The 23,159-nt window shown below is 62.8% G+C and carries 26 protein-coding genes and 1 pseudogene; 7 read left to right on the top strand and 20 right to left on the bottom strand.

The annotated features are described in order from the left end of the window. Nucleotides 1-34 precede the first annotated feature (34 nt). The 11 genes from H097_RS17385 to nirS all read right to left on the bottom strand — a co-directional run bounded on the left by H097_RS17385 (nucleotide 35) and on the right by nirS (nucleotide 9,003). Nucleotides 35-1,495, bottom strand: coding sequence for a cytochrome D1 domain-containing protein (locus H097_RS17385; RefSeq protein WP_032861307.1), 1,461 nt, complete (start codon nucleotides 1,493-1,495; stop codon nucleotides 35-37). Continuing rightward, nucleotides 1,492-2,325: a uroporphyrinogen-III C-methyltransferase gene (cobA, locus tag H097_RS17380; protein ID WP_032861305.1), complete on the bottom strand. Its 834-nt coding sequence runs from the start codon at nucleotides 2,323-2,325 to the stop codon at nucleotides 1,492-1,494. Before cobA ends, H097_RS17385 begins: the two co-directional genes overlap by 4 nt. A 67-nt stretch (nucleotides 2,326-2,392) precedes the next feature. Then, nucleotides 2,393-3,571: a heme d1 biosynthesis radical SAM protein NirJ gene (nirJ, locus tag H097_RS17375; RefSeq protein WP_032861304.1), complete on the bottom strand. Its 1,179-nt coding sequence runs from the start codon at nucleotides 3,569-3,571 to the stop codon at nucleotides 2,393-2,395. Nucleotides 3,572-3,667: 96 nt separating this feature from the next. Further along, complete coding sequence (locus H097_RS17370; protein ID WP_032861301.1) at nucleotides 3,668-4,201, bottom strand: Lrp/AsnC family transcriptional regulator; 534 nt, start codon at nucleotides 4,199-4,201, stop codon at nucleotides 3,668-3,670. After that, on the bottom strand, nucleotides 4,176-4,619 hold the full coding sequence (locus tag H097_RS17365; protein WP_032861299.1) for an AsnC family transcriptional regulator: 444 nt from the start codon (nucleotides 4,617-4,619) through the stop codon (nucleotides 4,176-4,178). Before H097_RS17365 ends, H097_RS17370 begins: the two co-directional genes overlap by 26 nt. After that, the gene (locus H097_RS17360; RefSeq protein WP_032861298.1) at nucleotides 4,612-5,127 is read right to left on the bottom strand and encodes an Lrp/AsnC family transcriptional regulator; all 516 of its coding nucleotides are present in this window, start codon (nucleotides 5,125-5,127) and stop codon (nucleotides 4,612-4,614) included. The genes H097_RS17365 and H097_RS17360 overlap by 8 nt, the downstream gene beginning before the upstream one ends. Next, on the bottom strand, nucleotides 5,124-5,582 hold the full coding sequence (locus H097_RS17355) for an Lrp/AsnC family transcriptional regulator (RefSeq protein ID WP_032861297.1): 459 nt from the start codon (nucleotides 5,580-5,582) through the stop codon (nucleotides 5,124-5,126). The genes H097_RS17360 and H097_RS17355 overlap by 4 nt, the downstream gene beginning before the upstream one ends. 1 nt (nucleotide 5,583) lies before the next feature. Continuing rightward, nucleotides 5,584-6,756 carry a cytochrome D1 domain-containing protein gene (locus tag H097_RS17350; RefSeq protein WP_032861295.1) on the bottom strand — a complete coding sequence of 391 codons (1,173 nt, stop codon included), beginning with the start codon at nucleotides 6,754-6,756 and terminating at the stop codon, nucleotides 5,584-5,586. After that, complete coding sequence (locus H097_RS17345) at nucleotides 6,753-7,079, bottom strand: cytochrome c (RefSeq protein ID WP_029291245.1); 327 nt, start codon at nucleotides 7,077-7,079, stop codon at nucleotides 6,753-6,755. Before H097_RS17345 ends, H097_RS17350 begins: the two co-directional genes overlap by 4 nt. Before the next feature lie 16 nt (nucleotides 7,080-7,095). Continuing rightward, nucleotides 7,096-7,410: a c-type cytochrome gene (locus tag H097_RS17340; protein ID WP_032861294.1), complete on the bottom strand. Its 315-nt coding sequence runs from the start codon at nucleotides 7,408-7,410 to the stop codon at nucleotides 7,096-7,098. 24 nt (nucleotides 7,411-7,434) lie between these two features. Continuing rightward, a complete protein-coding gene (nirS, locus tag H097_RS17335; protein ID WP_229752279.1) occupies nucleotides 7,435-9,003 on the bottom strand; it encodes a nitrite reductase in 1,569 nt (522 codons plus the stop codon). 302 nt (nucleotides 9,004-9,305) lie between these two features. Here nirS and H097_RS17330 point away from each other — a divergent pair, with 302 nt between their 5' ends. From H097_RS17330 to H097_RS17320, 3 genes are read left to right on the top strand one after another with little or no spacing between them, the layout of a single operon-like run. Then, a complete protein-coding gene (locus H097_RS17330) occupies nucleotides 9,306-10,082 on the top strand; it encodes a CbbQ/NirQ/NorQ/GpvN family protein (RefSeq protein WP_032861292.1) in 777 nt (258 codons plus the stop codon). Next, nucleotides 10,066-10,632: a cytochrome c oxidase subunit 3 gene (locus H097_RS17325; RefSeq protein ID WP_032861291.1), complete on the top strand. Its 567-nt coding sequence runs from the start codon at nucleotides 10,066-10,068 to the stop codon at nucleotides 10,630-10,632. Before H097_RS17330 ends, H097_RS17325 begins: the two co-directional genes overlap by 17 nt. Nucleotides 10,633-10,652: 20 nt before the next feature. Next, on the top strand, nucleotides 10,653-10,850 hold the full coding sequence (locus tag H097_RS17320) for a cytochrome C oxidase subunit IV family protein (RefSeq protein WP_275656696.1): 198 nt from the start codon (nucleotides 10,653-10,655) through the stop codon (nucleotides 10,848-10,850). An 89-nt stretch (nucleotides 10,851-10,939) separates the two neighbouring features. On the opposite strand, the gene H097_RS17315 is transcribed toward H097_RS17320, so the two are convergent. Continuing rightward, nucleotides 10,940-12,262, bottom strand: coding sequence for a carbohydrate porin (locus tag H097_RS17315; protein ID WP_050593391.1), 1,323 nt, complete (start codon nucleotides 12,260-12,262; stop codon nucleotides 10,940-10,942). A gap of 125 nt (nucleotides 12,263-12,387) precedes the next feature. Continuing rightward, nucleotides 12,388-13,158, bottom strand: coding sequence for an SDR family NAD(P)-dependent oxidoreductase (locus H097_RS17310; protein ID WP_032861288.1), 771 nt, complete (start codon nucleotides 13,156-13,158; stop codon nucleotides 12,388-12,390). Nucleotides 13,159-13,202: 44 nt separating this feature from the next. On the opposite strand from H097_RS17310, the pseudogene H097_RS28820 reads away from it, so the two are divergent. Continuing rightward, nucleotides 13,203-13,289: pseudogene (locus H097_RS28820) on the top strand (outer membrane lipoprotein carrier protein LolA); the annotation flags it as partial. A 16-nt stretch (nucleotides 13,290-13,305) separates the two neighbouring features. Here the strand turns inward: H097_RS28820 and rhaT are convergent. From rhaT to H097_RS17275, 7 genes are all read right to left on the bottom strand, one after another. Further along, nucleotides 13,306-14,364, bottom strand: coding sequence for an L-rhamnose/proton symporter RhaT (rhaT, locus tag H097_RS17305; protein WP_032861287.1), 1,059 nt, complete (start codon nucleotides 14,362-14,364; stop codon nucleotides 13,306-13,308). 43 nt (nucleotides 14,365-14,407) lie between these two features. Continuing rightward, nucleotides 14,408-14,728 (bottom strand): L-rhamnose mutarotase, encoded by a 321-nt coding sequence (gene rhaM / locus H097_RS17300; protein WP_174553283.1) that lies wholly within the window; start codon nucleotides 14,726-14,728, stop codon nucleotides 14,408-14,410. After that, nucleotides 14,728-15,612: an amidohydrolase family protein gene (locus H097_RS17295; protein WP_032861285.1), complete on the bottom strand. Its 885-nt coding sequence runs from the start codon at nucleotides 15,610-15,612 to the stop codon at nucleotides 14,728-14,730. The genes rhaM and H097_RS17295 overlap by 1 nt, the downstream gene beginning before the upstream one ends. A 68-nt stretch (nucleotides 15,613-15,680) precedes the next feature. Then, entirely contained in the window at nucleotides 15,681-17,114 is a 1,434-nt protein-coding gene (gene aldA, locus H097_RS17290; protein ID WP_032861284.1) for an aldehyde dehydrogenase, read from the bottom strand. A gap of 10 nt (nucleotides 17,115-17,124) precedes the next feature. Next, on the bottom strand, nucleotides 17,125-17,925 hold the full coding sequence (locus H097_RS17285; RefSeq protein ID WP_032861283.1) for an HpcH/HpaI aldolase/citrate lyase family protein: 801 nt from the start codon (nucleotides 17,923-17,925) through the stop codon (nucleotides 17,125-17,127). Nucleotides 17,926-17,936: 11 nt separating this feature from the next. After that, on the bottom strand, nucleotides 17,937-19,121 hold the full coding sequence (gene rhmD, locus H097_RS17280) for an L-rhamnonate dehydratase (protein ID WP_032861282.1): 1,185 nt from the start codon (nucleotides 19,119-19,121) through the stop codon (nucleotides 17,937-17,939). 16 nt (nucleotides 19,122-19,137) lie between these two features. Further along, nucleotides 19,138-20,433 carry an MFS transporter gene (locus tag H097_RS17275; RefSeq protein ID WP_032861281.1) on the bottom strand — a complete coding sequence of 432 codons (1,296 nt, stop codon included), beginning with the start codon at nucleotides 20,431-20,433 and terminating at the stop codon, nucleotides 19,138-19,140. Between the two features lie 122 nt (nucleotides 20,434-20,555). Between H097_RS17275 and H097_RS17270 the strand changes: the two genes are divergently transcribed. The 3 genes from H097_RS17270 to H097_RS17260 all read left to right on the top strand — a co-directional run bounded on the left by H097_RS17270 (nucleotide 20,556) and on the right by H097_RS17260 (nucleotide 23,058). Beyond that, nucleotides 20,556-21,500 carry a LysR family transcriptional regulator gene (locus H097_RS17270; protein WP_032861280.1) on the top strand — a complete coding sequence of 315 codons (945 nt, stop codon included), beginning with the start codon at nucleotides 20,556-20,558 and terminating at the stop codon, nucleotides 21,498-21,500. Nucleotides 21,501-21,607: 107 nt separating this feature from the next. After that, nucleotides 21,608-22,126, top strand: a complete 519-nt coding sequence (locus H097_RS17265; protein WP_032861279.1) for a sigma-70 family RNA polymerase sigma factor — start codon at nucleotides 21,608-21,610, stop codon at nucleotides 22,124-22,126. Continuing rightward, nucleotides 22,123-23,058: a FecR domain-containing protein gene (locus H097_RS17260; protein ID WP_032861277.1), complete on the top strand. Its 936-nt coding sequence runs from the start codon at nucleotides 22,123-22,125 to the stop codon at nucleotides 23,056-23,058. The genes H097_RS17265 and H097_RS17260 overlap by 4 nt, the downstream gene beginning before the upstream one ends. Nucleotides 23,059-23,159: the final 101 nt, after the last annotated feature.

The following is a 23,159-nucleotide window of genomic DNA, read 5'->3' as shown; positions in this document are numbered from 1 at the left end:
CATTGATGAGATCCCCTGTGGGAGCGGGCTTGCATCAATGCGAAGTCCCCTCCGCAAACTCGATCTTATTCCCCACGTTGTATTTACCCGAAGGCTTGTTCATGGGAATGCGCTTGACCTCCTGCAACGTCTGGCTGTCATAGACGATCAACGCACCTTCGCGATCCCAAATGCTCAACAGCAGATAGCGCCCATCCCGGGTGAACTCCACGTGCGCCGCCGTTTTGCCCGGCATGGGCCGCAGCGTATGGGCGATCTCCAGGGTCTGCTTGTCGATCAAGTGGATCGCGTCATTGTCCGGGCCAAAAAACACATCACTCCACACATAGCGCGAGTTGCTGTGGCTGCGCATAAAGAACCCCGGCCCGAGGGTAGGGATCTGTTTGATCAGCTTCCAGGTCTTGAGGTCTAGTACCGAAATTTGCCCCTTGCTGATATTCGGCGTGGCAAACACCCACTGCCCGTTGCGTTGCCAGTAAGTCCCCGAACCCAGGTGGGGCATGCCCGCCAGCGCGATGTTGGTGACCACCTGCCCGGAATCGAGGTCGATCACTTGCCCGCCGCCGGCCTTGCGCGAGGTGGCGAGCAGTTGGCGGTAGTCGGGGGAAAAGGAAAAGTCATCCAGCACATCCTGGGCCTGGATGCGCCGGGGCTCGAAGTTCGGGAGGGCTGGCGCGTAGGACAACTCCCAGACCTCATTCACATCCTTGAGGGCGACGATAAAACTCTGGCGCGGCGGCGCCGTATACACCGCGCTGACCCGCGAGCCCGTAGGCAGGGTCTTGACCAGCGACAGGTCGCGCGCATCCAGCACCACCAGGTTGCCCGGCAGGTAATTGCCCACCAGCACCCAGCGCCCGTCCTTGCTCACCGCCAGGTTGCGGGTATTGAGGCCGGCGCGGATCTCGGCGATCAGCATGAGGTTGTGCAGGTCGTACAGGCTGATCCAGCCGTCGCGCGAAGCAAAGTACACAAAGCGCCCGTCCGGGGAAAACTTCGGCCCGCCGTGTACGGCAAAGTGCGAGGCAAAGCGATCGAGCACTTCAAAGCGATCACCGTCGAGAATGTCGATGTGATGGTCGCCGGACTCCACCACCACAAACAGGTTCAGCGGGTCGGCACGATGTTGTGGGGTGCTGGGCAGTTGACTGAGGTCGGCTAACTGGCGGTGGCTGCTGCGCATATCCTGCTCGTTCCAGGTCGCGGGCGTGGCGGGCGGCTGTTGCAGGAAACTCACCAGGCCGTCGATCTGTTGCGCTGTCAGCAGCGGAGCGAATGCGGCCATCTGGCTGGCCGGGCGGCCTTGTTCGATCACCTGGCGAATCTCGGCCGGCTTGATCCGCCCCAGGCTCTCGGGCAACAACGCCGGGCCGCTGCTGCCGACCCGGTTGATGCCGTGACAGCTTTGGCAATGCTGCTGGTAATCGGCGGCGGCATCCGGTGCGCCGTGGGCCGCGCTGGCCCACAACAGCGGCAGCAGCCACAGGCGTTTCATACCGCCACCCTGGACACTGACAAGTGACCGGGGGCGAGGCTGGCGGGGTAGTGCAGGGCCGCATCGGCAAACAGATCGACCACATGCCCGATCACCGTCAAGGTCGGCACACCGGGCTCGCACATCAAGGCCAGGGCGGGCAGCAGGCGCAGGGTGCCGCGATGCACCTGCTGGTCGGTGCGGGCGCCATTGCAGATCAACGCCGCCGGGGTGTCTGCGGGTAGGCCGGCATCGATCAGGCGTTCGGCGATCATCGCCAGGTTCGACAGGCCCATGTAGAACACCAGGGTCTGGCTGCTGTCGGCGAGGCTGTCCCACGGCAACTTCAATTCGCCGTCGCGCTGCAAATGCCCGGTGACGAAGCGACACGAGTTGACCAGGTCACGGTGGGTCAGCGGGATACCCGCATAGGCACTGCAGCCGGAGGCCGCCGTGATGCCCGGTACCACCTGGCACGACACACCTTGCGCCAGCAGGTATTCCAGCTCTTCGGCACCGCGGCCAAAGACGAATGGATCGCCGCCTTTGAGCCGCACCACCCGCTGCCCCTGTTGGGCCAGTGCAGCCAGCAACTCGTTGATCTGATCCTGAGGCAGGCTGTGATAACCGCTGGCCTTGCCCACGTAATGCCGGGCACAGGTCAGTGGGATCAGGGTCAGCAATTCAGCGCTGATCAGGCGGTCGAACACCACGGCATCGGCCTGCATCAGCAGGCTCCAGGCGCGCAGGGTCAATAGTCGTGGGTCACCGGGGCCGGCGCCAACCAAGGCGACTTCGCCGGGGTGGAAAGGGCTGTGCAGCACCGAGGGTAACGCGTGGGATGAGTGCATGAGACTTCCTTGGTTCATCATCAGGTTGGCGGCCCCCGGTTGTTTCACCAGGTGACCGGCCGGTGGTTCAGCGTGCCGAGCAAGGAATCAAAGTGGGCGGCGAATGGGCGATTTCTGCGTCGCTGAGGTAACAACCGGGGTCCGGGCCCCAGAGGTCGCCGCCGGCCCAGGCGCGGGTGCGCGTGTTGCCGTTGCAGATGCCCAGCCAGTGGCACTCGGTGCAACGGCCACCGATCTCGCGTGGGTGTTGGCGCAGGCGCAGTAGCAGTGGATCGGGGCGCTCTAGCCAGATTTCGCGAAACGAGGTGCGGCGCACATTGCCCACCGAGTGTTGCCACCAGTACGTGTCCGGGTGTACTTCGCCGGTGTTGTCGATATTGGCGATACCGCTGCCCGAGGCATTGCCGCCCCAGACATGCAGCAGGTGTTCGAGTTGCGGGTAGTGTTCCGGCAAGTGCTGGTGCACCCATTGCAGCAACAACACGGCGTCGGCGTCGTTGTTGCCGCTGACAAAATCGCTGGGTACGCCGTTCTGGATGTCGCTCCAGGCCTGCTGGAAAATCATCAGCATGGCGTCGCGGCTCATCTGTTGATGGGCGTCCAGTTGCCGGCTGCGCTTGCCGCGTCCGCTGTAGTTGAGGTGTGAGAGGTAGAACTTCTGCACATCGTATTCACGCATTAAAGCCAGCAGTTGCGGTAGCTGTGCATGGTTTTCCTGGGTCAGGGTGGTGCGCAGGCCCACGCGGATCCCTGCCTGGCGGCACAGCCTGATGGCATGCATCGAGCGCTCGAAACTGCCCTCGCTCTGGCGGAAGGCATCGTGGGTCGCCTTCAAGCCATCGATACTGATGCCCACATAGTCAAAACGTGCGGCGGCGATCTGCTGGATATTGCCTTCATCAATCAGCGTGCCATTGCTCGACAGCGCCACGAAAAAGCCCTTGGCGCGGGCATAGGCGCTGAGTTGGAACAGGTCTTCGCGCAGCAGTGGCTCGCCGCCCGAGAGGATCAACACCTTGACCCCGGCCTCGTGCAGATCATCAATCACCTTCAGCGCTGCCTCGGTGTCCAGTTCATCGCGGAACACACTGTCGGCGCTGGTGGCATAGCAGTGCTTGCAGGTCAGGTTGCAGCGGCGCAGCAGGTTCCAGATCACCACCGGCGCGCGCGGGCTGCCCGGTTTGGCGCTGCGCGGTGGTGGGCATTGGCCGGCCAGGGTGCGCAGGTAATGACTGATCCTAAGCATAAGATGTTCCTTGTTGTAGGAGCGAGCTTGTCTCTGGGCGGCGTTCCGACGAAAAACGCCCCGGCGACACGTTCATCCAGGATGCCCGCGTTATCGTTAACGATCTTCGCTGGCAAGCCAGCTCCTACAGGAGCGAGGAGGGGCCAAGCGCAGGCCGGTTTTTTTCAGGATGCGACTGCTCACCAGCATCTCGTCCGCCCGGCTGGCATCGCCCAGCAAGAAACGCAGGTGTTCACGGTAACTGTCGATTTCTTCACGACTGCGGCCATGCACCATGGCGAACAGGTTGTAGGGCCAATCCCCGCGCCGGGGCCGGCGATAGCAGTGGCTGACAAATGGCTGGGCGCCGATCAGCTCACCCAGGCGCGGCATCTGTTCATCGCACACATCCCACACGGTCATGCCGTTGTGGCGGTAGCCCAGGCGATAGTGATTGGGCACGGCGGCGATCCGGCGGATCGCGCCTTCGCCCTGTAAGCGCTTGAGCAGGTCGAGGGTGGATTCGACGCTGATGCCCAGTTGTTCGGTGAGCCAGGTCCAGGGATCTTCAACCAGGGGCAGGCCGGCCTCGGTCAAATGAATCAAGCGCTGGGCCAGGGTCTCGTCAAACCGGGAAGTACAGACCGACATGGTAGGTTTGCTCCTTGGGCAGGTTAAGCACCTCAAGCCCGGTAATGGTGTGGATATGCGACAGGGTCTGGTCGAGGTCCTCGCCGGTAGCGCAGGCCAGGACAAACCACATGTTCCAGTGATGCTCGCGTCGGTAGTTGTGGGCCACTTGCGGCAGATCGTTGAGTTGCGCTGCCACTTGTTCAAAGCGTGATTCGGGCACTGCCAGGGCGGCCAGGGTGAACGCGCCGCCCAGGCGCTCGATATCGAACATCGGCCCGAAGCGCGTGAGCACGCCGTCTTCGAGCAGCAGGTGCAGGCGGTCGAGCAGCTCGTCGGGCGTGCTGTGCAGCTCGCCAGCCACCGCCTGCCATGGGTGACGCACCAGAGGCAGGCCGCGTTGCAGGCGGTTGATCAACTGCCGGTCGAGTTCATCCATGGGCCCATACCTGTGACGGCGGCGGCGCAAAACGTCCGCCGCATTGCTTGAACATGCGTGTGCTGAATAGCAGGTGGTGGGGCAGGTCGCTGAGCAGATGCTGCTCCAGCAGCGCCTGGATCTGCGCCTGTACCGCTTCGCGCTCACGGCCGTGAACCATGCAGAACAGGTTGTAGCGCCAGTGCGGCAGGCGCCGTGGCCGCTGATAGCAGAGCGTGACCCCCGGGGCGCGGCCCAGGCGCTGGCCGACTTCATCGATCAGTGCGTCGGGCACATCCAGCACCAGCATCGCATTGGCGACAAAACCCAGGGCGCGGTGGTTGAGCACCAGGCCCACGCGGCGAAACAGGCCTTGCTCCTGCCACTGTTGCATCTGTTGCAACACCTGCAGGTGATGGGCGCCGATCTGCTCTGCGAGGTTTTCATAGGGGCGCGAAACGAGCGGCAGCCCGCGCTCCAGGCACTGGCGCAGGTCGAGCAATTGTTCATGGTTCAGCGGGGCGATCACGGATGGACTCCCAGGGCAAAACCCAGGTCAATGCGGTAAGCGGTGAGCATCGGCAGGTCCAGGGGGATCAGGCCGGTGTCCTTCTCCAGCTCGTCGAGAATCTGTTCCAGATGGCGACGATTGGGCCCGGTCAGCACAAACCACAGGTTGTAGTGATGCTCGCGGGCGTAGTTGTGATTGACCTCGGGGTAGCGGCTGATGCGCGCCGCCACCTGCTCCAGACGTTCGGCGGGCACCGCCAGGGCGGCGAGGGTACTGGCGCCGGCACGGCAGTGATCGAACACCGGCCCGATCCGCGACAGCGCCCCCGCCAGTTCCAGGCGTTGCAGGCAGGCCATCAGCTCGCGCTCGCTGCAACCCAGGTCTTGCGCCATTTCCACATAAGGCTCGGCGCACAGTGGCATGCCGTGTTGATAGCGGTCGATCAGGCGTGCGGTCAGTTCATCAAGTTCCATCTCAGTACCCCATTTTTTGTGCGCGGTTGCTGAAGAAGATGCCGCTGGGGCTGTCGGCCGGCAGGGTCTTGAGCAAGGTCAGGCGATAAGGGTCCCAGACCTGCACCTGCTGGCCGTCGCGAACCGACAACCACAGCTGCTCACCGCGCCCGGTGAATTCCATGTGCAGCACACCGGGGCCGGGGCGCAGGTCGGCGACCACCCGGTGGGTTTCACTGTCGAGTACCTGCACCCGGTCGTTGTCCGGGTAGGCAAAGTTGACCCACAACTGGCGCCCGTCAGGCCGTGCGGTGACAAAAATCGGTTGGCCGGCCACGGTGATGGCAGCGGTCTGTTGCCAGGTGCGCGCGTCCATCACCAGCACCTGGTGGCGGCCCACGGCGGGCACGAAGGCCTGGTTGTCAGCCACGGCCCAGCCTTCCAGGTGCGGCATCTTGTACACCGGCAGTTTTTCCTGGCCGCGCCCGTAGTCGGCGAGCACGCGCTTGACCCCATGCTCGGGGTGCCACAGGTCGAGCTGGGCCATGCCATCCTCGCCAAACAGACCGGCCATGTAGTAGCGGCCATCGGCAGTGATCAAGGCGTCATAGGGTTGGCGACCAATGCCGGTGAAGCGGGTGATGGCCGGGGTATTGCCCTGGCTGAAATCAGCGCTCCAGATCTCGTCGGTATCGAACAGGCTGAACACAAAGCGCTGCCCCGGCGCATCCACCAGTCCCACCACCCGCGAGCGCTTGCCATTGGCCAGGGGCGTGGCCGGGATGTCCGCCACTTGGCGCAGGGTCACGGCGTCGAACACCTTGACCCCGCCGGGCTGGTAGTTGGACACGGCAATCAAGCGCCCATCCTGGCTGATCGCACCGCCGATGCTATTGCCGCCCTGGATCAGGCGTTTGTCGATGCGCTGGGTCAGCAGGTCAACCTTGGTCAGCCCGCCGTCACGGCCAAACAGGTAGGCGTAGCGCTGGTCGCGGGAAAACACCGCCGAGGCATGGGACAAGTCACCCAGTCCCTCGACCCGGCCCAGCCGGGCCTGATGGCTGCTGTCGATAATCAGCAGGCTGCCGGTGGCACGTTCCACCACCAGGCCCAGGTCGCCGGTACCCCGTAACGGTGGTTGGGCACAAGCCGTGAGCAACAGGCTGGCAATACAGGCAAGCAGGGGGCGGATCATGGCGCAGGGGTTCCTTGCAGGAGGCGGTCCACCAGCCAGGCAATCTCGCCGGCATTGAGCAATGGCGCCCAGCCGGGCATCGCCAGGGCAGGGCGGCCATACGTCACGGTGGCAATCAAGGTGTCGCGGGTCTGCCCGGCCAGGGCTTGCGGGGTCAGCGCCGGTCCCAGGCCGCCGGTCAGGTGCAGGCCGTGGCAGGCGCCGCAATCCTGGGTCAGCAGGTGTTCCAACTGGACCTGACGCGCAGGCGCCGGTGCTCCATGCACCGGCGCAGGAATGAGGAAAAGCAGCGCCATGGCCGAACCGATCATCGAGACTTGCATGGCGTGCTCCTTGTGCTTATTTGAGGCTCAACACCCATTGGGCGAGGGTCAGGGCTTGTGCATCGGTGACTTGGTTTGGAGGCATCGGGATCGGTCCCCAGTTACCCTGGGTGCCGTTCTTGATGTGGTCGGCCAGAGTCTTGTCTGCGTCCTTGACCCCGGCGTTCTTCGCTGCGACTTCCTTGAGCGCCGGCCCCACCATCTTGCTGTCGATGGTGTGGCAGGCGGCGCAGGGTTTGCTCTTGAACAGCGCCGCGCCGTCGTCGGCGATTGCGCTGGACAGGCTCAATGCCGAGCCCAGGGCGATCAGTGCGAGCAGGATATTTTTCATTCGGTTGCCTCTTGTTGATGAAGCTCAATAAATGTCGAATTGGGTGTTGTAGACATTGAACTTGCCGGTCGGGGTAATCAGGCGCTTGTCCTTGATCACGTTCTTGAGCTTGAGGGTCTTGTCATCGACCACCACCAGCGCGGATTCCTCTTCCTGGCCGTTCCACACCGAGAACCACACTTCATCGCCGGCCTTGTTGTATTCCGGCTGCACCACGCGCAGGGCGCCTTGCTTGATGCCCGACCACTGGGCAATCGGCAGCACGGTGTAGCCGGCGTCGAGCTTGTCGATGTTGAACACGGCTACCGACTGGCTGAGCTTGGTGTCGGGGTTGAGGGTGGTGTCGACGTACAGGTGCCGCGAGTTGGGGTGGGTCTTGATAAACAGCGAGCCACCGCCCTGGCCGTTGAGCGATTCCACTTGCTTCCAGGCGTACTGCGGATGCTTGACCGGGTCGGTGCCAATCACCGAAATACCGCCGTCACCCAAGTGACTGGTGGCCCACACCGGACCGTATTGCGGGTGTACAAAGTTGGCGCCACGGCCGGGGTGCGGGGTTTTGCCCACATCCACCAAGGCGGTGAGCTTGCGCTCCTTGGAGTCGATTACCGCGACCTTGTTGGAGTTGTTCGCCGCCGTCATGAAATAACGGTGGGTGCTGTCCCAGCCACCGTCATGCAGGAACGGTGCGGCGTCGATGGTGGTGATGGTGAGGTTCTTGATGTCCTGGTAGTTGACCAGCATGACCTTGCCGGTTTCCTTGACGTTGACGATGAACTCTGGCCATTCGTGGGAAGCAATGATCGCCGCCACACGCGGCTCCGGGTGGTACTCCTGCTTGTCCACGGTCATGCCACGGGTGGACACGATCTGCTTGGGCTCCAGGGTTTCGCCGTCCATGATGGTGAACTGCGGCGGCCAGTAGGAACCGGCGATCGCGTACTTGTCTTCATAGCCCTTGAACTTGGAGGTCTCGACCGAGCGGGCTTCGATGCCCACCTTGATCTCGGCGACTTTGGTCGGCTCGGCGGGCCACAGGTCAATCATGTCGATCTTGGCGTCACGGCCGATCACCAGCAGGTAGCGGCCCGAAGCGGAAATCCGCGAGATATGCACGGCGTAGCCGGTGTCGATGAGCTTGACGATTTTCTTGCTGTCGCCGTCGATCAGGGCGATTTTGCCGTCGTCACGCAGGGTGACGGAGAACAGGTTTTCCAGGTTGAGCGTGTTCAGTTGCTTCTTCGGACGGTCTTCGGGCTTGACCAGTACCTTCCAGGTCTTGAGGGTCTCGGCCATGCCCCATTCCGGCGGCGTTGGCGCAGTGTGCTGGATGAAGGTCGCCATGCTGGTGATCTGCGCCTTGGTCAGCGCATTGGAGGTGCCCCAGTTTGGCATGCCGGCGGGGGAGCCATAGGTGATCAAGGCCTCCAGATACGCCTGGCCCCGGGCCTGGGTGATGTCCGGGGTCAGCGGCTTGCCGGTGGCGCCCTTGCGCAACACACCGTGGCAACCGGCACAGCGCTCAAAGTAGATCTGCTTCGAGGCATCGAACTCGGCTTGGCTCAAGTCGGGCGCGCCGGGGCTCTTGACCATGGCTGTAGCCGGTGCGGGTGCAGCCGCGAAGGCCTGGGTTGAGAGGGCCAGGGCCAGCGCGCAGCTGAGCCTGGCCAGCGTCAGTACGAAGGGTGTTTTGTTGCGAGTCAGCATTCCATATCTCCTCAGGCAAGACCTTTGCGATCCGGGTAGAGCGCAGGTTCTTAGTGCCAGCAGAGACTATGTCGGGGTGGGTGAATGACCGCTTGACGGCGATCAAGTTTGCCTTGAGTACGGCTTGCCAGGTTGTCGCAGGCCCCCGTAGCGTGGCGGTCAAACCCGCTGTCCATGCAAGGTGTGCCATGACTGAACCCTTCTACCAAGCCGTCAACAACGAACACGAGTTGTTCGAACACGCCTGGCGCCACCGCATGCCGGTGCTGATCAAGGGCCCCACCGGTTGCGGCAAGACCCGTTTCGTCCAGCACATGGCCCACCGTCTGCAATTGCCGCTGTACACCGTGGCCTGCCACGACGACCTCAGCGCCGCCGACCTGATTGGCCGCCACCTGATCGGCGCCCAGGGCACCTGGTGGCAGGATGGCCCGTTGACCCGGGCGGTGCGTGAAGGGGGCATTTGCTACCTGGATGAAGTGGTCGAGGCACGGCAGGACACTGCCGTGGTCCTGCACCCGGTGGCCGATGACCGTCGCGAGTTGTTCCTGGAGCGCACCGGCGAAGTCCTCAAGGCGCCGCCGTCGTTCATGTTGGTGGTGTCCTATAACCCCGGTTACCAGAACCTGCTCAAGGGCATGAAACCCAGCACCCGCCAGCGTTTTGTGGCGATGCGCTTTGGTTATCCATCAACAGTGGAAGAAGAGCGCATTGTCGCCCGCGAAGCCCAGGTGGATAGCGCTTTGGCGGCCCAGGTGGTGCGCCTGGGGCAAGCCTTGCGCCGGCTTGACCAGCATGACCTGGAAGAAGTGGCATCCACCCGCTTGCTGATCTTCACCGCCCGCCTGATTGCCGCCGGCATGCCCCCGCGCGAAGCCTGCATGGCTTGCCTGGCAGAAGCGCTGAGCGATGACCCGCAAACCGTCGCGGCCCTGATGGACGTGGTCGATGTTCATTTCAGTTGAGCGGCGCCTACCGGGTGACCTGGCGATGTGGTTCTTTATCCTCGCCGAACTCTCGGTGTTTGCGATTCTGATCCTTGCCTTTGCTGTGACCCAGGCGCTACGACCCGAGGCCTTTGCCGAGGGCCGCGCACAGCTGGACACCTCCACCGGCCTGGCGATGACCTTGAGCCTGCTGACCGCAGGACTGCTGGCGGCGTTGGCGCAGCAACAGGTACTTGCCGGCCGCTCGCGGTGGGCGGCCGGGTTGTTAGTGCTGGGGTTGTTGGTGGCGCTTGTCTATGTGTGGATCAAACTCAGCGAGTACGGACACCTGGCCGCTGCCGGGCTGGGCCTGGAGCACAGCACATTCTTTACCCTGTACTGGATTTTGACCGGATTTCATTTTTTGCATGTGCTGTTGGGCATGCTGATTCTGGCGTGGCTGGCGTTGCGCTGCTGGCAGCGGGCCTATGGTCCGGGGCGTCAGTCGGGGTTTGAGTCCGGGGCGTTGTATTGGCATATGGTGGATCTGGTGTGGGTGGTGCTGTTTCCGTTGGTGTACGTGTTGTGAGGCTGCTGGCGTGCTGGGTCGTGCTGCTACTGCTGAGTGTGGGCACCGTCATGTCCGGCGCTGCGGGATGGTGGTGGGTGGTGGTGTTGGCAGCGGTGGCCAAGGCCTGGGTGATTGCCGATGGGTTTATGGAACTGCGGCACGCGCCCTGGGGATGGCGTGCGGCGATGTTGGCGTGGCCGGTGGTGTTGGTGGGAACGATTGTGGCAATGCGTTGATGGTCCGAATTCCCCCAACCTGGAGAGGCCTGCCAGCGGAGCGCAAAATGCTTGAGCACCGCTGGCCGGGCACCACGTTCTGAGCGGGCTCAGAAGTCCGCAATAAACTGCACGCCGCCCACCACTGCGCCACTGGTTTGAGTTAGGCCACCGGGGTATTTCACGTATTGCAGGTTGGGCCGCACCATCAGCCATTTTGTGGCCTGTACGCCGTAGTTGATCTCGTAGCTGTATTCGCGCCGTTGCTCAGGTACATACAGCGGATCATCCATGCCAGCCACACCATTGCGCGCGTTTAGCGCCCGGGTGTTGTCGGTGTAGCGGTCGCTGACCTGCAACTTCGATGCACCGATGCCAAAGGTGTCATCCGGCCGTACGTCGAAGGGCCCCCGGTAGATCATGCCCACTTGGATCAGGCTCTTGATCACGCTCTTGTCTGGATCGTTCATGGTCAGGTTGGCAAACACGTTAAGCCCACGTTTGTTGTTGCCATCGACCGTGGTCAGTTGCTGTTGGCCCGACAACCACCAGCCGGCATTGCTCGAATACATCCGGTAGGGTTTCTGGCTGTTGGCCGCATAGTTGCCGTCGGCGTCCTTGAGCATGTCCTTGGTGTCGGCATTGGCGTAGTAGTAACCGGCGTGGTACTCCGAACTCAGTCCGCCGATCCGTCCCTTCCAGATGGCTTCGATGGGGAAACTGGTGCCTTGGGAGCCACTGATAAACGGCTTGAAGCCATTGCTCGCCTCGGCGTTTCCAGGGTTTTTGTCATAGGCCCCCACCTGCATTGCGAACTCATCGGTGAACTGATACTTGGCGCGCACCGCCCACTGGCTGATGGGGAAACTGTTCCACACGCCATTCCAGTTGCCCTCCTGGGAGCCGCACAGGGTGACGTTCTGGAACTCGCAAGGGAACTGGTCAAAGTCTTCACCATGGCCGAAGCGCCCCAGTTTCACGGCCAGCTTGCGCTCGAAGAACTTCTGCTCGTACCAGAACTGCGACAGGCGCCAGGCATTGCCGCCGCCGAACACTTCCATGGTAGAAGTCAGGCCGGTGGCGTCGGGGTGATGCACGCGGTCGTTGGTGATGTCTTTGCCATGGCGTTCGCCGATACCGATGCGAAAGCTCGCATCCTGCCAGCCCCAGAGTTTTTGCAGGTCCATGGTTACGCCGAGGATCAACTGATCGCTCCAGCGGGCGGTCATATGGGAGTCGTAGCCGCCGCCGAGGTTGGAGCCCACTTCGCCGACGTATTTGAGGGTGAAGTCATAGCCTTGCTCGGCAAGTTGCGGGCGTAGGCCGTTCCAGTCGCCGAACATGGCGGGGGAGTTGGGGGCGAGCAGGCCGGCGCTCAGGGTGCAGGTGGAAACCGTGCAGCACAGCAGGGCCAGGGGGAGGTTGATGCGCATGGGTGCTCCTTGGGTCTTATTGTTTTTATCAGGGGTAAAACACAAATTTCAGGCACACAGAGACCCCTTGTGGGAGCGAGCAAGCCCGCTCCCACACTGGATCAGTGGCGTGTGGGCGGGCGGAGTTACTGCAAGTTGACGAACAACCCGCCGTCCACCAGCAACGACGCGCCGGTTACATAGCGCGCCATGTCCGAGGCCAGGAACACGATCGGCCCGGCGACGTCGTCCGGTTCGCCCAAACGGCCCAGGGGTGTGCGCGAGGTCATGTAGGCGAGTTTTTCCTCGTCAGCCAGGTCTTCCTTGTTGATGTCGGTGGCGATGGTCCCCGGCAATACCGAGTTGCAGCGAATGCCATACGGCCCGAGGGCGATGGCGCAGGACTGCATCAACGAATGCAGGCCGGCCTTGGTCGGCGTGTAGTGGGTCTGCATGCCGCCGCCCACCAGGGCGCTGATGGAACTGACGGCAATGATTGCACCGCCACGGCCCTGGTTCTTCATCTGGTTGGCGGCTGCCTGCACGGCGAAGTACGCGCCATTGAGGTTGGTATTGACCGTCTTCAGGTACACCTCGCGCGGCATGTCGAGGAACGAGTGGAACGGGCAGATACCGGCGTTATTGACGAACACATCGACACTGCCAAAGGCCTTGACCGCAGCGGCCACCAACGTGTCGCCGGTGTCCGGGTCGGCGGCATCGCCACCCACTTCAATGGCCTGGCCGCCGAAGGCGCGGATCTCTTCGATCAACGACAGAGCGGCTTGGGTGCCTTGCTCGCTGGCGCTATGGCCGATCACCACGCGGGCGCCCTGGCGTGCACATTCGCGGGCGGCGGCGCGGCCGATGCCACGGGAGGCGCCGGTGATGATCACGGTTTTGTCTGCTAGCAACATGGGAAATCTCCTGAAAAAAATGTAACGCTGTTGTAGGAGCGAGCTTGCTCGCGAAAAACGTCAACGATAACGCGGGCTTAGCGGCTAAACGCGGCGCCCTCAGGCTCTTCGCGAGCAAGCTCGCTCCTACCAAAAAGCATTGCGGCCTCAGCCGAGGTAATTACCGTAGCCAACCATCGCGATGGCGCCGAGGATCACCGCGATCCCGGCCATCAGCACGCCTTTGTTGGCCGCGCTGGTGCCGTGCCATTCGCGCAAATACAGGCCCCAGCAATTGGACACAATGATGATGAAGGACATGTGCAGCACCCACGAACTGGCGTCGTTCTGCAGGCGGCTTTCGCCCATGCCGTAGAAGAAAAATTGTAGGAACCACAGGGTCCCGGCGCACGCCACCAGCAGGTAATTGCGCAACAGCGGGGTGCTGCGGTCGGTGTAGTTGTGGAACGTGCGGTTGCGCCAGTTCAGCCATAGGCACCAGATACCGTTGGTGGTCAGGCCGCCCCACATGATCACCATGAACGTCACGTTGTTCTGGAACAGGCTGTTGGCGCCATGTTCCACCGCTGCTGCGGCCAGTGGGCGCCCGGCGGAAATGCCGTAGCTGAAGCACGCGCTCAACACCCCGGAAATCACCGCCACTAGCATGCCCTTGCCCAGGGCAAACTCGCTGACGCTGGCGAACTTCACTGCCTGGGACACTTCCCGTTCCTTGATCAACCCGGCCTTGCCGCACACCGCAATACCGATCAGCGACACCGCCACACCCCACAGCACCCAATGCCCGCCTTGTGAAGCAAGCATCGAAGTCAGGGTGCCCTCTGTCTCGTGGGTGAACAGGTCGCGGTACAAGGCGGGCATCAAGGCGCCAAGGGCCGAGGTCAGGCCCATGATCAGCGACATACCCAGGGACAGCCCCAGGTAGCGCATGGTCAGGCCGAACGTCAGCCCGCCAATACCCCACAGCACACCGAACAGATAGGTCCAGAGCAGGGTGCTGGTGTCGGCGTTGCGCAGGATCTCGATCCAGCCGGGCACGGTCAGTTGCGCGGCAATCAACGGTACGATCAACCATGACACCAGGCCGCCGGTGATCCAGTAGCTTTCCCAGGCCCAGCCACCGACCTTTTTGTAGGGGATGTAGAAACTGCCGGAGGCGAAGCCACCGATGAAATGCAGAATCACACCGAGGAGAATGATTTCCACGTGTTCGAATCCTTTTTATTGTTGTGGTGAAGGGGCCAATGGCTCAGTCGGGCGTGAGGCTGAACATCGGTTCAAGATCCACGCTGACCGGCGAGTTATCCGGGTGGCTGGGCATGATGTCTTGCATGTACTGCCACCAGCGTTGCATCAGCGCGGTGCCGGGCAGGGCATCCAGGCCATGCTTGTCTGTATGGGTCAACACCGCGAACAGCGCATGGGTGGACTCGTCGAGGAAGATCCGATAGTCCAGCACGCCGGCATCGCGCAGGGCCTGGGCCAGTTCCGGCCAGATCTGTGCATGGCGCCGGCGGTACTCGGCGGCCATGCCGGGGTTGAGGTTCATGCGAAAGGCACGGGTCGGCATCAGAGGCCTCCAGGGGGCAGTGTCGGGCTGTAGATGCACACGGCGTTATGCAGGAAGAATTTTTCCTGGACGGCCTGTGGCTGATCAGCCATGCAGCGTTTGACCAGGCCCAGGGTGGCGGCGAAATCGGCGAGGTGATCGCTGTTGGGCCAGTCGCTGCCAAAGAAGCAGCGGTCTTCGCCAAAGGCCTCCCACAGCACGGCCAGGCGGTCGTTGTAGAACGCGGTGTCGACGATCAAACCGGCAGGTCCGTGCTGTGGGATTTCTGCCAGCTTGGCGAACACATTGGGCCGTTCAGCCAGGCGCAACAGGTCGGCGCGGTAGGCCGCTTCCAGGCCCGCAGGGACCTGGGCGTTGGGCAGGTGATCGACAATGATGCGCAACTCGGGCAGGGCATCGCTCAGGTGCAGCAGGCCCTTGACCAACCGTGGGTCGGGGTTGGCGCTGTCCAGGCAGCGGCCGCAATCGGCGAGCTGGCGCAGGCCGTCGATAAACCCGGGGCGCGTTTGGTCCTCCAGCAAATCACGCTGCCACAGGTTGCCGTAGCGCAGCCCAAGGAACAGCGGTTCGTAGGCGAGCGCTGCAAGGTCGACGGCAAACTGCGGGTGCAACGGGTCGAGATTGCCGACAAAACCGAGCATGCGCGCATCGCTGCGCAGGGTTTCCAGCAACCAATGGTTGTCGTCGCGCCAGGGGCTGGCTTCCACGGCAATCGCGCCGATCACCTGGTGTTCGGCTGCCAGTGCCCAGTAATCCTGGGGTAAATGCGCGGCATACAGGTGGTTGCCCGGTTCGGGCCACGGGATGCCCTGGGGGCGGTGTGGGTCGAACAGGTGCAGGTGGCTGTCGATGATCGGTCCGTTGTAGAGGTTGGCAATGCTCATTGCGCAATCCTTGTTGGCAGGGTTGTTGTAAGGGCCGGCACTCGCGTGCCAGCGCCCGTTGCACCACTTCAGCCCTGCAGGTACACCACGTGGGTATGGGTGTACTCGTACAGGCCGTGCTTGCCATCGGCACCGCCGATTCCGGACTTGCGCACGCCGGCATGGAAGCCCTGCATCGCCTCGAAGTTCTCGCGGTTGACGTAGGTTTCGCCAAAGTCCAGCTCGCGCACCGCATGCATGGCCTTGCTCAGGTCGCGGGTATAGATCGAGGAGGTCAGGCCATAGTCGCAGTCGTTGGCCAGGGCGATGGCTTCGTCGAGGTCGTCGATAATCTGGATCGGTAGCACCGGGCCGAAAATTTCTTCGCGCATGATATCCATGTCGGCGCGACCACCGGCCAATACCGTGGGCTGGAAGTGAAAGCCTGCGCCGAGGTCGGCAATCTGCCCGCCCGTGACCAGGGTTGCGCCCTGGGCGAGGGCGGTGCGCACCTTGCGGTTGACGCTGTCCAGGCCCTGGCGGTTGATCAGCGGGCCCATCTCTACATCGGCCTGGGCCAGTGGGTCGCCGTAGCGGGTGGCGGCCATCGCCGCGCTGATGCGCTCGATAAACTGGTCGGCGACGCTGCGTTGCACATACACCCGCTCGGCGCAGTTGCACACCTGGCCGCTGTTGATGATCCGCGAATCACGGATGGCCTTGACCGCAAGTGTAAGGTCGGCATCGGCCAGGACAATCGCCGGCGCCTTGCCGCCCAGTTCCAGGTTGAGCTTGGTGATATTTGGTGCCGCCGCGGTCATGATCCGCGAGCCGGTCGCGACACTGCCGGTGAAGCTGATCATGTCCACGCCCTTGTGGGCGGTGAGGGCCGCGCCGACCTGACCGTCGCCGCAGACCACGTTGAAGACCCCGGCCGGCAGGTCGGTCTCGGCCACCAGGCGGGTGAATTCAAAGCAGTTGTTCGGCGTTTCTTCGCTGGGCTTGATCACGATGGTGTTGCCGGTCAACAGCGCCGGGGCCATCTTGCGTGCGATGAGGAAGAACGGGAAATTCCACGGCAGGATCCCCGCCACTACGCCCAGGGGCTTGCGGAACAGGAAGATGTTTTCGTTGGGCCGGTCGCTGGTGATGATTTCGCCTTCAATGCGGCGCGCCCATTCGGCCATGTAGTCGAGGTAGTCGGCGGTGAAGTTGACTTCAACCTCAGCCAGGCTGCTGATCTTGCCCTGTTCCAGGGTAATGGTGCGAGCCAGGTGGGCGACGTTTTCCCGCAGTTTGGCGGCGATCCGGCGCAAGTGCCCGGCGCGCTCGATGGCCGGCTTGCGTGCCCAGCCCTGTTGCGCGGCACGGGCGGCGGCCAGGGCCTGGTCGACATCCTCGGCGGTGGCGGCCGGCACCTTGGACAGCAGCGCACCGGTGGCCGGGTTGAGCACGTCGATATGGGCGCTGCTTGGGGTGAAGCGGCCGTTGATAAAGTTCTGGTAAACCGGAACGGATGACATGACAGGCTCCTCAGTAAGTGCGCGACGGCGCTTTCGCGTCGGCAGCAGGGCGGTAGCGGGCAAGGGTGCTCAGGGCGCTCTGGCGTAGCAGGCTGATATCGATCGCCACCGCAATGAAGCGGCAGCCCCAGGCCTGGTAGCGGCGTGCATCTTCTTCATTGGGGGCGAGGATGCCGCAAGCCTTGCCCGCCGCGAGGGTGGCGTTGACCGCGTGCTGGATACGCTCCTGCACTTCGGGGTGGCTGGGGTTGCCCGCATGGCCGAGGCCGATGGACAGGTCGGCGGGGCCGATAAAGACCGCGTCCACCCCTTCGACGGCAGCGATGGCCTCGACGTTGTCCACACCCAGGCGCGACTCCACCTGCACGATCAGGCACAGCTCTTGATGGGCCGTATTGAGATAGTTGTCCACGCCATCCCAGCGCGTGGCGCGGGTCAGGCCGCCACCCACGCCACGGATGCCATGGGGTGGATAACGCATGGCGCGCACCAGGGCCTGGGCCTGCTCGGCGGTTTCGACCATGGGGATCATCAGGGTCTGCGCGCCGATATCCAGCAGTTGCTTGATCAGGTTGGCATCGCCGTTGACCGCGCGTACCACGGGCGCGGTGCTATAGGGCGCTACCGCCTGCAATTGGTTGAGCACACTGGGCACGGTATTGGGTGCGTGCTCGCCGTCGATCAACATCCAGTCGTAACCGGTGCTGGCGACGATTTCCGCAGCGTAGCCGGTGGCGAAGCCGGCCCAGATCCCGTATTGGCTGGCGCCCTGGCGCAGGCCGGCCTTGAACGCGTTATGAGGCATTTGCATGGCGAGACTCCTTAGCGGTTATACGGACGATGCAGTTGGCAATCGGGGTTCAGGTCCACGCCGAAGCCTGGCTTGTCCAGCACTGACAGGCGCATGCGACCATTGACCGGTACCGGCTCGCCCAGCAGTTGCGGGTGGAACATCGGCACCACTTCGTCGGCCTTGGGCGCCATCATCAGGAATTCGGCAAACGGGCTGTTCTGCCGGGTGGCGACGAAGTGGTAGCTGTAGACCGAGGAGCCATGTGGCACCACCATGGCGTTGTGCGCATCGGCCAGGGCGGAGATTTTCACCAGTTCGGTCAAGCCGCCGCACCAGCCGACATCCGGCTGGATAATGTCGCAGCAGCCCATTTCCAGGAGCATACGGAAACCCCAGCGAGTGGCTTCGTGTTCGCCGGTGGTGACCAGCATGCCTTTGGGTACGTTGTTGCGCAGGGCTGCGTAACCCCAGTAATCATCGGGGGACAGTGCTTCTTCAATCCATTTCAAGCCGTGTTCATGGGCGCCAATCGCCAGTTTGGTGGCGTAGTTGAGGTCCAGGCTCATCCAGCAGTCGAGCATCAGCCAGAAGTCCGGGCCGACCCGTTCACGCATGGTCGCCAGCTCTTCAAGGTTCTTGCGCAATCCTTCTTCACCTTCGGCGGGGCCGTGGTGCAGGGGCATCTTGCCGCCGATAAAACCCATCTTCTGCGCCAGGTCCGGGCGCGCGCCGGTAGCGTAGAACTGCAATTCATCGCGCACCGCACCGCCGAGCAATTGGTGCACCGGTTCCTGGCGGATCTTGCCGAGCAGGTCCCACAGCGCCAGGTCCACGCCGGAAATGGTGTTGATCACCAAACCCTTGCGCCCGTAATACAGGGTGGACTGGTACATCTGGTCCCAGATCTTCTCGATATCAGTGACTCGTGCACCTTCAAGGAAGCGCGCCAAGTGTTTCTCGACGATATAGGCAGCAGGCTCGCCTCCGGTGGTGACGGCAAAACCGACGGTGCCGTCGCTGGCTTCAATCTCTACCACCAGGGTGCCGAGCACATTGATCCCGAAGCTGCGGCGGCTCTGGCGGTACTCGGGGTATTTGCTCATGGGCGTGGAAATATGGTCGTCGATCCAGTGGCCGTCGGGCTGGTCGTGATAATCCGCGCCGCCGCCACGCAAGACAAAAGCGCGCACGTGTTTGATGGTGATGTTGCCCATGGTGTAACTCCTGGAGTTAAACAGTGGCCGGCGTGTTCGACGCTTTTTGGCCGGGAGAATGGATACCCAGCACCAGCAACGCAGCCAGTACCGTGGTGGCGGACAGCAGGTACAGGCCGGCTGCCGGGGAGTGGAAGGCGTTTTCCGCCCAGTTTTTCAGGACCGGCGCGATGAACCCGCCGAGTGCGCCAAAGGAGTTGATCAAGGCGATGCCGGCCGCCGCCGCGCTGCCCGCCAGGTAGCTGGAGGGAAAGGTCCAGAACACTGGCTGCACGGCGATGAAACCGGAGGCGGCGAAGCACAGGGCGAGCATGCCCAGCCACGGGTTGGCGAAGGTGACCGAGCAGGCGATGCCGGCGGCGGCCATCAACAGGGTCAAGGAAGCAGTGCGCCGGCGCTCGCCGCTGCGGTCGGAATAACCGGGGATCCACCACGCGGCGAACAGCGCGCACACCCAGGGAATCGCCGAGACCAGCCCGACCATCAGCCCGACCTTGGTGCCGAGCAGGCCACCGACCTGGGTTGGCAGGTAAAACACCACGCCGTAGACACTGGCCTGGATCAGCAGGTAGACCAGGCACAGATACAGCACCGACGGCTGGCACAGCACGCTGAGCAGGCTGCGGCCATGGGAGCCTTTGTGCTGGTCTTCGGCATCGAGCAGGTCCTGGATCTGGCGGCGCTCTTCAACGCTCAGCCACTTGGCGTCGGCGGGGCGATTGTCCAGGTACCAATAAGCCCAGATGCCCACCGCCGAAGCCATCAGGCCTTCCACGGCGAACAGCCATTGCCAGCCATGCAGGCCGACGAAGCCGTCCATTTCCAGGAGCAGGCCAGACAGCGGGCTACCGAAAATAAAGGCCAGGGGGGCGCCAAAGTAGAAGAATCCCATGGCCTTGCCACGCGCGGCCTGGGGAAACCAATAGGTGAGGTAAAGAATCACGCCGGGGAAGAACCCGGCTTCGGCCACGCCCAGCAGAAAGCGCAGGATGTAGAAGCTGGTTTCGTTGTGGGCAAACACCATTGCCGCTGAAACCAGGCCCCAACTGACCATGATCCGGCACATCCACAGACGGGCGCCGACGCGATGCAAGATCAGGTTGCTTGGCACTTCCAGCAACGCATAGCCGACGAAAAACACCCCGGCGCCAAAGGCGAAGGCGGCATCGCTCAGGCCAGTGTCGGCCTGGAAGGCTTGTTTGGCGAACCCGACGTTGGCGCGGTCGAGGAAGGCCATGATGTACATCAGCAGCAGGAAGGGCAGCAGTCGCCAGGAAATCTTGGCGAGCAGGGGCGCGGGCAGTGTGGTCATCTCGAAATCCTTTTGTAAGGCTTTGTTCTTATGGGCCGGACTGTACGGCGGCCGAGCAATGCGCTACAAATCGAATCTCGCTTACAACCGATACCCTCAAGGTATCGATAACAAGGAAAAAAATGAGTAGTCCGCTGATCTCCCGCAGCCTGTTCAACCGCCTGCGCTACAAGCATTTGCATATGCTGGTGGCCTTGAGTTCCAGTCAGAATCTGCACCGCGCCTCCCAGGCCTTGAACATGTCGCAACCGGCGGCCACCCGCATGCTGCGCGAAATCGAGGACATGTTTGCCTGCGACCTGTTCGAGCGCCTGCCCCGTGGCATGCGCCCCACGGCGCTGGGCAAGGAGTTGATCCGCTTTGCCGAATCGGCCCTCAGCGGCCTGGACCGCTGCGCCGAAGACCTGATGGCGCGCCAGCAGGGCGGTTATGGCTACCTGGCAATCGGTACCATCATGGGCGCTGCGCCGGACCTGGTGATGGACTCGATTGCGCAGATCAAATCCCTCAACCCGCAACTGCGCATCCGCATCATGGGCGACACCAGTGACCAGGTGATCCAACTGCTGGAGCAAGGACGCATCGACCTGGCCATCGCTCGGCGTAACGCCGCAACCGACAGTGAGCACTACAGCTTCGAGCCGCTGGGCAACGAGCGCTTGCTGGTGGTGGTGCATGCCGGGCACCCGCTGGCGCAGCGCGCAAGCTTGCCGTTGGCCGAACTGGTCAGCGACTGGCCGTGGATCCTGCAACCGCAAAGCAGCCCCGCGCGCATAGGCTTTGACGAAGCGTTGCAACACCAGGCCTTGCCCCTGCCGGCGGACATCATCGAATGCAGTTCGGTGTATTCCATGCAGCAGTTGATTCAACTGACTGACGCGATCATGGTCCTCTCCGAAAGCGCGCTGCGCGATTACTTGAAAATGGGCCTGGTGGTGGCGTTGCCGGTGGAGCTGGAGGTGACGCTTGCGCCATTTGGCATCTTGCTGCGCAAGGGCGAACCGGTGAGCCGGGAGTTGGGGTTGTTTATCGATTTGCTGCGACGCAAGGTCAGGACGCTTGATTAACAGCCTCCGCCCGTCTACCTGACAAAAAGAACATGGTGTGTCTCAGGGATATTAAATAGAATGAATCTCATTTGAGACTCACTCGCGCCGCCCAGGGTTCGCTTGCCATGAATGATGCAGTATTGCCAACGACCACCTCCGAACCCAGCCTGAAAACCTTGTACCGCGACCACCGCAGTTGGCTGGAAAGCTGGTTGCGCCGGCGCCTGGGCAATGCCTGGGATGCCGCCGACCTGAGCCAGGATACGTTCCTGCGGGTGCTGGCCAGTGCCCAGCCAGTGGCGCAACTGCAGGAACCACGGGCCTACCTGGTGACGGTGGGCAAGCGTTTGCTGGTCAACTTTCATCAGCGGCGCAGTCTGGAGCAGGCCTACCTCAATGCCCTGGCACGCTTGCCCGAAGACTGCGTGCCCTCTCCGGAGCAGCGCTGGTTGCTGCTGGAAACCCTGCAGGCCCTGGATGAACTGCTCGACGGCTTACTGCCGGTGGTGCGCCGGGCGTTTCTCTGGAGCCAGCTCGAAGGCCTGGGCTACCGGGAGATTGCCGAGCGGCTCAAGGTCTCGGAGCGCACGGTCAAACGCTATATGGCCCAGGCCTATGAACATTGCCTGCTGGTGGAACTGTGAGCGGCACCGCACCGGATGTGGCGCGGGCGGCGGCGCAATGGCTGGCGCTGCTGGAATCCGGCACGGCCGGCGAGCGCGACCACACCGGCTTGCAGCAATGGCGCGACAGTCACCCCCAGCATGAGCAGGCCTGGCAAAAAGCGCAGTTGCTGCGCCAGCGTTTTGCCGAGTTGCCATCCTCCCTGGCCATGGCCAGCCTTGATCGCCCGCAGCCGGGTCGGCGTGCCGTGCTCAAGCGCGCCCTGGGCGTGGCAGCACTGGTGCCGGCGGCATGGTTGCTCAGTCGCCAGTTACCCATCGACGTGTGGCGCGCCGACCTGCGCACCGCCACGGGCGAGCGCAAACAGCTGCCGCTGGCCGATGGCAGCGCCCTGCAACTGAACACCGCCAGCGCGGTGGATGTGGATCTTGCTCGGCGGCGCCTGACCCTGCTCGATGGGGAAATGGCACTGAGCGTGCCAGGGGCAACTGCGCTGACCGTCCACACACGTTATGGCCAGGTCATTGCCCGCCAGGCCGAGGTCTGTGTGCGTCAGTTGGCGGACGCTTGTCGGGTATCGGTGCTCAAGGGCCAGGTACAGGTGCTCGACATGCACGGTCGAACCACCTTGATGCACGCTGGGCAACAGGCACGGTTAGAAGCCTTGGGGCTTGCTGCACCGAGTCCTTTCGACATCTTGCAGTTGGGCTGGCGTGACGGTGTGTTGACGGCGCAGAACCAGTTGTTGGGTGATTTCCTGCGCGAGCTTGATCGCTATCGCCCGGGTGTCCTGCGCTGGGACCCGAGCCTGGAAGCCTTGCGTGTCACCGGCAGTTTCCGCCTGGACGACACCGATCGCATCCTCAGCCTGCTGGCCACCACCCATGGGCTGCAGGTGCAGTTGCGCACGCGTTATTGGGTCACGCTGGCACCGCGTAAAACCCTCAGTTGATGGCGGTCCATTGGTAGGAGCGAGCTTGCTCGCGAAGGACGTCAACGATGACGCAGTACTTCAGGTTTATCGCGGCGTTCTCAAGTTTTTCGCGAGCAAGC

It is taken from the genome of Pseudomonas sp. FH4, from assembly GCF_000510915.2.
Classification (GTDB): Bacteria; Pseudomonadota; Gammaproteobacteria; order Pseudomonadales; family Pseudomonadaceae; genus Aquipseudomonas; species Aquipseudomonas brenneri.
This window is presented reverse-complemented; position numbering and strand designations above follow the sequence as displayed.